Below are 12929 nucleotides of genomic sequence, written 5' to 3' on the forward strand. Positions count from 1 at the left end.
AGCTGACGGCAGAATGCTCAAAGCTTAAAGCTAATTCTAATTTGTACAGCTACTCAATTGATTGATAAATTTATATAATACAAGAAAGGCCTTTCAGTGGTTGAAAGGCCTTTCTTGTATTATATGCTTGGGAGGCAACTAATCTCTAACCTCCAATCACTAATCTCCAAATCACTTCTTCATTACCAGCTTCACAATATCGTTACCAAAAACAAATACCATTAGGGTAACTAAAATTACAAAGCCCACAATCTGCGCACGTTCAAGGAACTTATCGCTCAATGGTTTGCCTTTGATCATTTCAATGATCAGGAATACCGCGTGGCCGCCGTCAAGTGCTGGGATAGGCAACAGGTTCATCAATGCCAATACCATTGAAAGGAAGCCTACCAGTGTCCAAAAGTGAACCCAATCAACAGTGCCGCCAAACAGGTTGGCTATAGCTACCGGTCCGCTTACAGCTTTACCCGGGTTGACATCGCCTCTGAAAATTTTACCAATACCCTTGGCATTATCCCTGAAAGTTCCCCAGGCTCTCTGCGCACCTATCGGGAAAGCTTCAAAAAAGCCATACTTTATTGTTTTAATATCCGGAAAATCGCTTTTTGCACGATAGAACCCAAGTTTACCTTCTGACGTAACCTGCGCTTTTAAGGTAATCAATTCGTGGTTGCGTTTAATACCCAGTTCAACCTGTTTGCCTTTATTAGCAGATAGCTGAGCCTGCAACTCGTCCCAAAACACAACTGGATGATTATTGGCCATCACAATGCTATCACCCTTTTTTAAACCGGCTTTTACAGCGTTGCTGCCCGGTTCCAATGAATCAACAATGAACTTAGCACGGGGCAGACGGCTAATAAAACCTTCTATATCATGGTCGTTCAAATCGTTTAGGATGGTACGCGGGATGCTGATTTGTAAAGTTTGAGTGCCTCGTAATATGGTAAATACAGTATTATCTAACAATACCTGCGGACTTGTAAGGTCATCAAAACGCTCAAAAGGTTTGCCATTAATGGCTACAACCTTGTCGCCTATTTGAAGGCCGATCTTTTTACCTACTTCGCCAGGTACTATACCATATTTTGCTGCAGAATTTGGGATATAGCTATCGCCAAAACGCATGGTTAATACCCAAAATATCAAGATTCCCAGTATAACATTTACCGTAACACCGCCAAGCATCACAATAAGGCGTTGCCAGGCCGGTTTTGAACGAAACTCCCACGGTTGAGGCGGACCGGCCATTTGTTCGGTATCCATCGACTCATCAATCATACCGGCAATTTTAACATAGCCACCCAACGGCAACCAGCCAATACCATATTCAACACCTTTATATGTAAATTTAAACAGGCTTACGTTCCAGGCATCAAAAAACAGGTAGAATTTTTCTACCTTAATACCAAAGGCGCGTGCCGCCAGGAAATGCCCCAGTTCATGCAAGATTATTAAAATTGAAAGGCCCAGTATAAGCTGGCCCACCATGATCACTATACTCATTATTTATATTTATGTAATATTAAAACTGTAATGCCTTTGAGGGCAATTGCTGTATATAATTTTGCGCAAAGATGCGTGTTTCTTTGTCAGTATTCAAATAGTCTGTTAAGGTAGGGTTTGCAACGAAATTTATTTTCTGCATGCACTCTTCAATGATACCGCTCATGGTTAAAAAGCCAATTTTACGATCAAGGAACCCTGCAACTGCTACTTCATTTGCCGCGTTAATAATGCAAGGCATATTACCCCCTTGTTGTAGAGCAGTGTAGGCTAAGCTTAGATTACGGAAAGTTTCCATGTCCGGTTTTTCGAAAGTAAGATTAGCGTAGTCGGTAAAGCTGAAACGTTTAAAATTAGTTTCAATCCGTTCGGGATAGGTGAGGGCATACTGTATCGGCAGCTTCATATCGGGCAAGCCTAATTGTGCTTTAATTGAACCATCCCTGAACTGTACCAGTGAATGAACGATAGATTGCGGGTGAACCACAACCTCGATCTGATCGGCCTCAACATCAAACAGCCATTTTGCCTCAATAACTTCAAGCCCCTTGTTCATTAATGATGCCGAGTCGATAGTTATTTTAGCGCCCATCACCCAGTTGGGGTGTTTAAGCGCATCCTCACGAGTAACGGTGGCCAAAAAATCAAGGCCCCGGCCCCGGAATGGCCCGCCTGATGCCGTTATGATCAGCTTTTCTATCGATTTATAGTCCTCACCAACCAGGCACTGGAAAATAGCTGAATGTTCCGAATCAACCGGTAAAATTTGAATTTCATGTTGTTTGGCCAATGCGGTTATGATGTCGCCGGCAACCACCAGGGTTTCTTTGTTGGCAAGGGCGATATCTTTACCTGCTTTAATAGCTGCAATAGTTGGCTCCAGGCCAGCAAAACCTACCATGGCAGTAAGCACAACCGCAATTTCGGGATGCGTTACTGTATCAATGATAGCCTGGTGACCGGCAAGTACCTGTATTGGCAAATGTGCTAAAGCCTCTTTAACCTCCTGGTATTTGCTTTGATCACAGATAATGGCATATTCGGGCACAAACTCAATAGCCTGGCTAATGAGCAAATCGGCATTTGAATGTGCAGTGAGCAAAAACGCCCTGAATAAATTGCTGTTCCACCTTATAACATCAAGTGTTTGTGTACCGATGCTGCCTGTTGAGCCAAGGATGGCAATGTTTTTTATTTGGTTACTCAATTATCTTTATTTTAACGTCATTGCTTGGTTTCTACGCATGACAAATTGTAGAATCCAGACTTACGAAGTTTTAAAAACTTCGTAAGTCTTCAGCTTTTATTTTATAAAACTCTTCAATCCTTCGGCAATCTTCCTGTCGTTTGATAGCCGTGGCACTTTGTTTTGCCCGCCAAGTTTACCTTCGCCCCTCATAAAATTGATAAAGGCATCTTTTTGCAGGCTTTGGATCACCAAAGGTTGCAAAATGTTACCTTCAATAAGGTCAAAATAGTAAATATTTTTATTCTGCAGTGCCTTATCCACTTTTATGGCGAAGGCCGGAAGATCGGCCGGGGCTGTGCCGAACTCAATAAACCATTCATGATAAGGTAATTGCCCTGCCCGAGGGTTAACCTGAGGCGCAACTGTAAATTCAACCACGTCGATACCTTCTTCTTTAGCCACAGTCATCAATGCATGCTCTACCTCTTCGCCTATAACATGTTCGCCAAAAGCCGAGATATAATGCTTGATCCGGCCGGTTACGATAATACGATACGGATCTTTTGAAATAAATTTCACAGTATCGCCTATGCTATATCCCCATAAACCAGCGCTGGTATTCATGATGAGCGCATAGTTTTTATTTAGCTCGATATCTTTAAGATTGACGCGGGTTGGGTTTTGGTTAAAATACTCTTCGGATGGAATGAACTCGTAAAAAATCCCTGAATTGACCAGTAACAACAGGCCTTTTTCTTTTTGCGAGTCCTGGAACGCGATAAAGCCTTCGGATGCCGGGTAGGTTTCGATCGAATCGATCTTGAAACCGATACTTTCCTCGATACGGGCGCGATACGGCTCGTAATTAACTCCGCCGTAAACGTAAAGCTTAAAGTTTGGGAAAATGTCTTTTATCTTTTTACCTCCTGCTTTGGCCGAAAGCCTGTCGAAATACATCTGGCACCATGGCGGGATCCCGCTGATGAGGCGCATATCTTCATTAAAAGTTTCGTCTACAATGGCGTCAACTTTTTGCTCCCAATCTTCAATGCAATTGGTTTCGTAGCTGGGCAAGCGGTTTTTTTGCAGATAAGCGGGAACATGATGCGCAACTATACCCGAAAGCCTGCCTGTTGAAATACCATGCTTTTCGGCTAAAATGGGACTGCCCTGCAAAAATATCAATTTGCCATCAACAAAATCAGCGTTACCGGTTTCGTGGATATAGCTTAGCAAAGCATTACGTGCCGCTTTGATATGCTCCGGCATGCTTTCTTTAGAGATGGGGATATATTTTACACCGGATGTTGTACCGGATGTTTTGGCGAGATAAGCAGGTTTGCCGGGCCATAGCACATCCTCCTCGCCATTAACCACTCGGTCGATATAGGGGCGAAGGTCTTCATAGTCATGTACAGGCACCAATCGCTTAAAATCCCCGTAGTTGTTGATCTTTTCAAACTGATGATCTTTACCAAAACTGGTGTCTTTGGCCGCATGCACCAGATCTGTAAATGCCTTTTGCTGAAATGCAACCGCGTTTTTACGAACCTTATTTAATTCCCGATTAACAAAGGCAGCAAATACTTTACTTAATGCAGATTTAAATCCCATTTTTAATTGGTTTCAGATAGGTCATCATCCACATCAAGGTGGCTATAAACCAGTTTGCGATAGGCTGCCATCAAAATTATGTTAGCAAATGGAATAGCTATTATTAACCCTACAACGGTGATAGCTGCAACCAACATCAATATTTCGATTATAATGAAGATCAAGAAATATTTTAAAAAATTCCCCTTTATCAAATAAAAGCTTTGTTGTACTGATTCTATCGGCCCCGACGCGTCATCAACAATGAAACAGGTGCAAATAGGAAAATAGAACAGGAAAAAGAACTGAACAATAAGTCCGATAATAAATTTGAAAAAATCCTGGGCGAAACCTTCTTTTAAACCTTCAACCAGGTGGGTCGCAAAAACAGCTAATGTACTCACCAGTACCAATAACGTAAGATAGCTTACCAGCATCCTGATTTTAGGAATGATCTCGCTAAAATCAAAATCATAGTATTCTTTGTCCATTAATCTGAATACCAGCTTTATAAATGCTAAGAATATGAAAGTTATTTCAACCAGTAACACAACAAAGCCAATAGAACTCACCATTGCATTATCATCAAAATAAAATACGGCAAAGCCTGATATGAATACAAGTATCATGGCAACTACCGAGTAGACCGAGATTATGGCAAAATTCTTCTTTAAAATATTCCATGCGGTTTTAATGGTCTCCGCTACAGAAAAGGGGTGGTACATATTGCTTATGATCTACTTAAAACTTTCCGCTTCCAAAAATCCTGTATAAATCCTAACCCGTAGGCAATAAGTTGTGTGAAGGCAGCTATAATGCTCAAAAATGCGATTTTTAACGATTTATTTTTCCACCAGGAATGGAAAAATATTAACAAAGTGAAAATCAACAGTATAAAATTACCTACAGGTGCTAATACAGAGCCAAATAGGTTTAGAATAATAGTAAGGATAACACCTACTGTAAAAGCAGCCGGGAAAAAATGAACCAGCTTTAACTCCTGCGGGAAAAATTTAGAAATATTGATGCGCGCCCTTCCGAAAAAGTGCAGCTGCTTATAAAACTGATAAAAGTTGGTTCGTCGTTTATGATAGACTATTGCATCTGGAATCAACCCAATTTTAAAGCCCAGCGAATGGATCCTAATGCTGTATTCTATATCCTCACCAAGGCGAGTGATAATAAATCCGCCGGCTTTTTCCCAGGCCTGCCTTGAAACACCCATGTTAAAACTACGCGGATGAAACTGCCCTATACCTTTTTTATTACCACGAATACCTCCGGTAGTAAAAGGGGAGGTCATTGAATAGCTTATGGCTTTTTGTGTAGGGGTAAAAGATTGATGTGCGCCATCGGGACCACCATAGGCATCGAGATAGTTTTTTGCCAATGAATCGTTTACAATTCGGAGGTAATTGGGGGGGACTAAACAATCCGAGTCAAAAATTACAAAATAATCGCCTTTGGCACGCTCAAAACCAAAGTTACGTGCAAAACCCTGGCCTTCATTCTGTTTTTTAAAATAACGCAGGTTAAGTTTATCGGTAAAGGTATTTACTATGGCTTCAGCATCATTTACAGAACCATCTTCAATAACCAAAACCTCAAAATTGTGATAGGTTTGCAAGGTGAGGCTTTCCAGCAGTTCTTTAATTTCCTGCGGTCGGTTATATAAAGGAATGATGATGGAAAAAAACATGTTTTTAGAATAGATGTGAGATTTGAGATGTTAGATATGAGACAGGAGGCAAGTATTCAAAAAGTCTCAAATCTCATATCTAACATCTCAAATCTAATTAAATTGTTTCCTCAATTTGGTAATGGTTACGTTCGCTTGCGCTGCGTGAAACAAGCTCGGCAACAAAGCCTGTTAAAAACAATTGTGAACCTAATATGATAGCTACCAATGCTATATAAAACAGCGGACTCGTGGTTACATCCCTGTATTTTAGGTTGTGTGCTATATTGTAAAGCTTTTCCCAAATTATCCAGATGGCCATAATCAAACCCGTAAAAAAGCTCAATGTGCCCAGCGTACCAAAAAAATGCATCGGACGCTTGCCAAATTTACCTACAAAGAAAATTGAAAGCAGATCGAGAAAGCCGTTGATAAACCGGCTTAAGCCAAACTTGGTTTTGCCATATTTACGAGGACGGTGCTCAACAACCTGTTCGCCAATTTTGGTGAAGCCGGCCCATTTTGCCAGAACCGGGATATAACGGTGCATCTCGCCATAAATTTCAATGTTTTTAACTACAACATTACGATAGGCTTTTAAACCGCAATTAAAATCGTGCAGGTTATGGATGCCACTCATACGACGGGTTGCCGCGTTGAATAGTTTGGTAGGTATAGTTTTGCTCAATGGGTCGTGCCTTTTTGCTTTCCAGCCCGAAACAAGGTCGTATTTCTCTTCAGTTATCCGGCGGTAAAGTTCCGGGATCTCATCCGGACTATCCTGCAAATCGGCATCCATGGTGATCACCACATTGCCTTTGGCAGCGATAAAACCGGTGTTAAGGGCTGCGGATTTACCATAATTACGCCTGAATTTAATGCCTTTGATAAAAGGATTACCGGTTTGCAGCTTCCTGATCATTTCCCATGATCCGTCCTTGCTGCCATCGTCAACCAAAATTATCTCGTAAGTAAAACGGTTTTCGTCCATTACCCGGCTAATCCAAGAGGTTAATTCGGGTAATGATTCTACTTCATCGTAAAGAGGTACTACAACTGATATATCCATTTATTAGGGCTGCGATCAACGACTGTATGTGCCGTAAATCATCCGCAAAAATATAAAAAATAGGGATTGATTTGCAACAAGGCGACAAATCAAATTGCCTATAAGCCCCACCCAACCCTCCCGGGAAGGGAGGGGGAGACTTAGAGGGGGGCCGTTATAAAAATGACGTTTGATACTACGTAACCAAGCAATTACGTTTCAAGTCAAATATATTTTAATATCTTTCCCTCACAATTAAAACACAGTTAATGAAATTCTATAAAGCCGCGTTGTTATTGGTTTTAGGCATTTATGCCGGTGAAGTAAAAGCGCAAAATGCAGATCAGGCAGCACCCAAGTATGATCAGCATAAAGTATTTAACCCTATATTTTACCCCGAAAGGGGCGGTGAGTTCAGGACGGCCAGTGGTGCTCCAGGTCCAAAATACTGGCAAAACCGGGCCGATTATAAGCTTGATGTTACGCTTGATACCGCTAAACACCGGATAGAGGGCAGTACTTTAATTACTTACACCAATAACAGCCCGGATGCCCTTGGCTTTTTATGGCTCCAGGTAGATCAGAATATCTATAAAGAGGATTCACGTGCCGAAGCTACAAGCAATGTTTCGGGTGGAAGGTTTGCAAATAAATCATATACAAAGGGTGCCGAAATAAAATCGGTTTATATCATCAACAAAGGCAAAACGCTGAAAGCCGATTATCTGATCACGGATACCCGTATGCAGATCAAGCTTAAAGATTCATTACGCGCAGCCGGGAGCAAATTGCAGATCAAGATTGAATACGGTTTTGACATTCCCGAATATGGTACCGACAGAATGGGCCGTCAGCATACTAAAAATGGCTGGATCTATGAAATTGCGCAGTGGTACCCACGCATGGAAGTTTACGACGATGTAACCGGATGGAACACCATACCATATCTTGGTGCAAGCGAGTTTTACCTGGAGTACGGCAATTTTGATTATACTATTACCGCGCCTGCCAGTTTGGTTGTAGCAGGATCGGGCGAACTGCTTAACCCTGCTGAAGTATTATCACCTACCTCGATAAACCGGTTGGCCGAAGCCCGTAAGAGTGATAAAACAGTTATCATTAAAGATTCAACTGATATTTTACGTAATAACGATTACCCGAAAAAGCCGACGCTTACCTGGCATTTTATGTGTAAAAACGCCCGTGATGTGGCCTGGGCTGCGTCAAAAGCATTCATTTGGGATGCTGCGCGGATCAATTTGCCGAGTGGTAAAAAAGTTCTTGCACAATCAGTTTATCCAGTTGAGGCTAAAGGGAATAATTCGTACGGCCGCTCAACTGAATATGTTAAAGCCGCCATTGAATTGTATAGTGATAAATGGTTTGAATATACTTATCCTGTAGCTACCAACGTGGCCGGTATAGTAGGAGGGATGGAGTACCCGGGTATAGTATTTTGTGGCTCAAATAATCAAAACGGAGGTTTGTGGGAAGTTACCAATCATGAATTTGGCCATAACTGGTTCCCGATGATTGTTGGCTCAAATGAGCGTAAATACGCCTGGATGGACGAGGGTTTTAACACCTTTTTAAATAATGTTGATACCAAGGTATTTAACAAGGGTGAATATTATGAAAAGCCCGATCAGCAAAAAAGTGCCGCTTATTTATTTAGCCCAGGTGCTGAGGCTATTATGAATACGCCCGATGTGATACAGGAGGATTTTTTAGCAGTTGCTGCTTATGAAAAACCGGCATTAGGATTAACTATTTTACGAGAACAGATCTTAGGCGAAGAGCGTTTTGATTATGCCTTTAAAACCTATATCAAACGCTGGGCTTTTAAACACCCAACCCCCTGGGATTTTTTTCATACGATGGATAATGCCGCAGGTGAGGACCTGAGCTGGTTTTGGAACGAATGGTTTTTCACCACCTGGAAAGTTGATCAGGGTATAAAGGATATTTCATATCCTGATAATGATGCCACCAAAGGTGCTATGATCACCATTGTAAACCTGGAAGAAATGGCATTACCGGTTACTATATCTATTAAAGAAGAGAACGGAAAAACCGGCACTGTAAAACTTCCGGCTGAGATCTGGCAGCGCGGCGATACCTGGACCTTCCCATACAAATCGACCTCGAAAATTGCTTATGCAACCATCGACCCTGATCATAATTTACCTGATATTAACCCCGAAAACAACTCATACAGCGGGCTTCCGATTCCACAAGGCACAACGGCAAGTACTGTTATCAAGGCGTATTTAGATGCCATTGGCGGTGCCGACAAACTCAAAAATATCCACGATCTGCAAACATCGGCAGTTGGTAATATACAAGGCGCCGACGTGCAATTGGTAACCCGGTATAAAATGCCTGATAAGTACTACCAGGAAGCAATAGTGCCCTCATATAACAACCTCGTTGTGTCGCATATAACACTTAACGGCGATAGTATAAAAGCAAGGCAGGTTAACAGGGATGTACAGCTTGATGATGCAGCCAAAAAAATGATCAAACTTAAAAGCCGCCCGTTTCCCGAACTTGATTATGAGCGGATAAATCAAAATATAACGCTGCAGCCTATTTTAAGAGTGGTAAATAACGAGCTTGCCTACGAGGTTGATATCAATATAGGTACTGAGATTCATATCCATAATTATTATAGCCAAAAAACAGGACTGAAGCTTAAACAAACCATTGAAGGAGCAAATGACCTGACTGTTGAGTTTGGTAACTATGAAGGTATAAACGGAGGTATTAAAATTCCGTTCTCTGTAAAGACCATCCTGGTTGGCCAGCCAATTGAATTTAAGGTTAAAGAGACATCTGTTAATTCTAATCCGTCGAACGAGGCTTTTAAGTAGGCTCAACACCATAAACCGATGGGGCATCTTAATTTTTCATATAAATTGAAAATTAAGATGCCCCATTTTTATTTTCTATGCTACAAGCCTGAAAATCCCCATCAAACAAAAAATTGAAACTGCTTTGATGTTAAATGCTATTTAAAATTCTATTTTTGTACCCACAAAATGAGGGTCACTTTGTAGGTGACCGTTTAAACGTAATTTTATAAAACTTTAAATCATAGTTGTAGATGATTAACATTACACTTCCCGATGGATCCGTTCGTCAGTATGACAAAGGGATCTCTTCCATGCAAATCGCGCAGTCGATTTCCGAAGGATTAGCCCGTAACGTATTAGCGGCCGAAGTTGACGGCCAGGTTTGGGACGCAAGCCGCCCTATTGAGCAAGATGCACACGTTAAATTATTAACCTGGAACGATGCCGATGGCAAGTCAACTTTCTGGCACTCATCGGCTCACTTAATGGCCGAAGCTTTGGAAGCCCTTTATCCGGGTACTAAATTTGGTATCGGTCCGGCTATTGAAACAGGTTTTTATTACGATGTTGACTTTGGCGACAAGGTTTTATCTTCTGACGAGTTTAAGCAGATAGAGGATAAAATGATTGAACTTGCTAAAACTAAAGAGGAGTACATCCGCAAACCGGTGAGCAAGGCTGATGCTATTGAGTATTTCACAGAAAAAGGCGATGAGTACAAGCTTGACCTGATCAAAGACCTGCCTGATGGCGCTATTACTTTTTATTCGCAAGGTAATTTTACCGACTTATGCCGCGGACCTCATATCCCTAACACAGGCTTTATAAAAGCGGTTAAGTTGATGAGCCTTGCCGGCGCATACTGGCGTGGCGATGAAACACGCAAGCAATTAACCCGTATATACGGCGTCACTTTCCCTAAAGCCAGCGAACTTACTGAATACCTGCACATGATCGAAGAAGCTAAAAAGCGCGATCACCGCAAACTGGGTAAGGAATTGGAGTTGTTCGCTTTTTCTGAAAAAGTGGGCATGGGCTTGCCACTGTGGTTGCCTAAGGGAACTGCGTTGCGTGAGCGCCTGGTAAACTTTTTACAAAAAGCCCAGGTAAAAGCAGGTTATGAGCAGGTGATCACTCCGCATATTGGCCATAAAAACCTGTATGTAACATCTGGTCATTATGAAAAATACGGTGCCGATTCATTTCAGCCGATAAAAACCCCGCAGGAAGGTGAGGAGTTTTTCCTGAAACCGATGAATTGCCCGCATCACTGCGAGATCTATAAAACAAAACCACGCTCATATAAGGATCTGCCGGTTCGTTTTGCTGAATTTGGTACAGTGTACCGTTATGAGCAAAGCGGCGAGTTGCATGGTTTAACCCGTGTACGTGGCTTTACTCAGGATGATGCCCATTTATTTTGCCGTCCGGACCAGGTGAAGGATGAGTTTAAAAAAGTAATTGACCTTGTATTGTATGTATTCAAAGCTTTGGGCTTTGATAACTACATAGCGCAGGTGTCGTTACGCGACCCGGAGAACCGCGCTAAATATATAGGCAGTGACGAAAACTGGGCATTAGCCGAAAACGCTATCATAGAAGCTGCCGCCGAAAAAGGTTTGCCAACTGTGGTTGAATACGGTGAGGCTGCGTTTTATGGCCCTAAGCTTGATTTCATGGTAAAAGATGCCCTCGGTCGTAAATGGCAGTTGGGTACCATCCAGGTTGATTATAACCTGCCCGAGCGTTTTGAACTGGAATATACTGGAAGCGACAACCTAAAGCACCGCCCGGTAATGATCCATAGGGCGCCGTTTGGCTCAATGGAACGCTTTATAGCAGTATTAATTGAGCATTGTGCAGGCAATTTCCCGCTGTGGTTATCGCCCGAGCAGTTCATTATACTTCCTATATCAGAAAAATATGAAGAATATGCAAAAAAAGTTTCTGATATATTAAAAGATTCCGATATTTGCGGGCTAATCGACTTCAGGGACGAGAAAATAGGCAGAAAGATACGTGATGCTGAAGTCAAAAAAATCCCTTACATGCTGGTTGTGGGCGAAAAAGAAGCTGCCGAAGGCTTGGTTTCTGTACGTAAACATGGCACCGGTGATTTGGGAAGTATGAGCATTGAAGATTTTAAAGAACAGATAACTAAAGAAATAACAGTATAACTTGGCATTAAACAAACCTTTCAATAGAGGACCAAGGCTTCCTTTTAAGAAAAAAGAAGCCGAACATAACATAAACCAATTCATTAGGGCTCAGGAAGTTCGCCTTGTAGGTGATAACGTTGAGCAGGGAGTTTACTCATTAAGAGATGCCCTTGCAATAGCGCAGGAGCAGGAACTGGATTTGGTTGAAATATCTCCTAACGCCGTACCGCCGGTTTGTAAAGTAACGGACTATAACAAGTTCATTTACGAACAGAAGAAAAAGCTTAAAGAGATAAAAAGTAATGCCAAGCAAACGGTTATTAAAGAGATCCGTTTCGGACCGAATACTGATGATCATGACTTTGAATTTAAATTGAAGCATGCCATTAAGTTTTTGGAAGCCGGCGAAAAGGTAAGAGCTTACGTACACTTTAAAGGTCGTGCCATTGTTTATAAAGAACAAGGTGAGATCTTATTACTTCGCTTTGCCCAGGCATTAGAAGAAGTTGGTAAAGTGGAGCAATTACCAAAGCTTGAAGGAAAAAGGATGTTTTTAACCCTTGCACCAAAGGCAGCAAAAAAATAATTAAGATTGCACCTGCTTTAGGGGCAGGTGCTTTGAAAATAAAACGTTGAGAAACGTTAATATCTAACACAAATAAATAGAGTTATGCCAAAAATGAAAACCAATTCCAGTGCTAAAAAGCGCTTTAAGCTTACTGGAACAGGTAAAATCGCAAGAAAAAACGCATACAAAAGCCACATCTTAACCAAGATGTCGACAAAACGTAAGCGTGCCCTTGGTCAAACCAGCTTAGTATCTGATGCCGACATGGGTAACGTAAAACGTATGCTTTGTATCGGAAAGTAATTCACAAATTTTAAAACCAGGTATTAGAGT

The 12929-nt window shown here is 41.7% G+C and carries 10 protein-coding genes; 4 read left to right on the forward strand and 6 right to left on the reverse strand.

What is annotated here, in order from left to right; all coding sequences use genetic code 11:
• Positions 1-171 precede the first annotated feature (171 nt).
• From rseP to ABIC84_RS18950, 6 genes are all read right to left on the reverse strand, one after another.
• Positions 172-1506 (reverse strand): RIP metalloprotease RseP, encoded by a 1335-nt coding sequence (gene rseP / locus ABIC84_RS18925; RefSeq protein WP_429264546.1) that lies wholly within the window; start codon positions 1504-1506, stop codon positions 172-174.
• 19 nt (positions 1507-1525) lie between these two features.
• Entirely contained in the window at positions 1526-2713 is a 1188-nt protein-coding gene (locus ABIC84_RS18930; RefSeq protein ID WP_429264547.1) for a 1-deoxy-D-xylulose-5-phosphate reductoisomerase, read from the reverse strand.
• A 96-nt stretch (positions 2714-2809) separates the two neighbouring features.
• Positions 2810-4309, reverse strand: a complete 1500-nt coding sequence (locus ABIC84_RS18935) for a GH3 auxin-responsive promoter family protein (RefSeq protein ID WP_429264548.1) — start codon at positions 4307-4309, stop codon at positions 2810-2812.
• A gap of 2 nt (positions 4310-4311) precedes the next feature.
• Positions 4312-5013, reverse strand: coding sequence for a hypothetical protein (locus ABIC84_RS18940; protein WP_429264549.1), 702 nt, complete (start codon positions 5011-5013; stop codon positions 4312-4314).
• A 5-nt stretch (positions 5014-5018) separates the two neighbouring features.
• A complete protein-coding gene (locus ABIC84_RS18945; RefSeq protein ID WP_426587701.1) occupies positions 5019-5987 on the reverse strand; it encodes a glycosyltransferase in 969 nt (322 codons plus the stop codon).
• 97 nt (positions 5988-6084) lie between these two features.
• Positions 6085-7035 (reverse strand): glycosyltransferase family 2 protein, encoded by a 951-nt coding sequence (locus tag ABIC84_RS18950; RefSeq protein ID WP_090525633.1) that lies wholly within the window; start codon positions 7033-7035, stop codon positions 6085-6087.
• Between the two features lie 248 nt (positions 7036-7283).
• Between ABIC84_RS18950 and ABIC84_RS18955 the strand changes: the two genes are divergently transcribed.
• The 4 genes from ABIC84_RS18955 to rpmI all read left to right on the forward strand — a co-directional run bounded on the left by ABIC84_RS18955 (position 7284) and on the right by rpmI (position 12899).
• On the forward strand, positions 7284-9887 hold the full coding sequence (locus ABIC84_RS18955) for a M1 family metallopeptidase (protein WP_426587704.1): 2604 nt from the start codon (positions 7284-7286) through the stop codon (positions 9885-9887).
• Between the two features lie 233 nt (positions 9888-10120).
• Positions 10121-12046: a threonine--tRNA ligase gene (thrS, locus tag ABIC84_RS18960; RefSeq protein WP_426587706.1), complete on the forward strand. Its 1926-nt coding sequence runs from the start codon at positions 10121-10123 to the stop codon at positions 12044-12046.
• Between the two features lies 1 nt (position 12047).
• Positions 12048-12614, forward strand: a complete 567-nt coding sequence (gene infC, locus ABIC84_RS18965; RefSeq protein WP_090525629.1) for a translation initiation factor IF-3 — start codon at positions 12048-12050, stop codon at positions 12612-12614.
• Positions 12615-12698: 84 nt separating this feature from the next.
• On the forward strand, positions 12699-12899 hold the full coding sequence (rpmI, locus tag ABIC84_RS18970) for a 50S ribosomal protein L35 (protein WP_090525627.1): 201 nt from the start codon (positions 12699-12701) through the stop codon (positions 12897-12899).
• Positions 12900-12929: the final 30 nt, after the last annotated feature.

The organism is Mucilaginibacter sp. 3215 (assembly GCF_050433785.1).
GTDB lineage: Bacteria > Bacteroidota > Bacteroidia > Sphingobacteriales > Sphingobacteriaceae > Mucilaginibacter.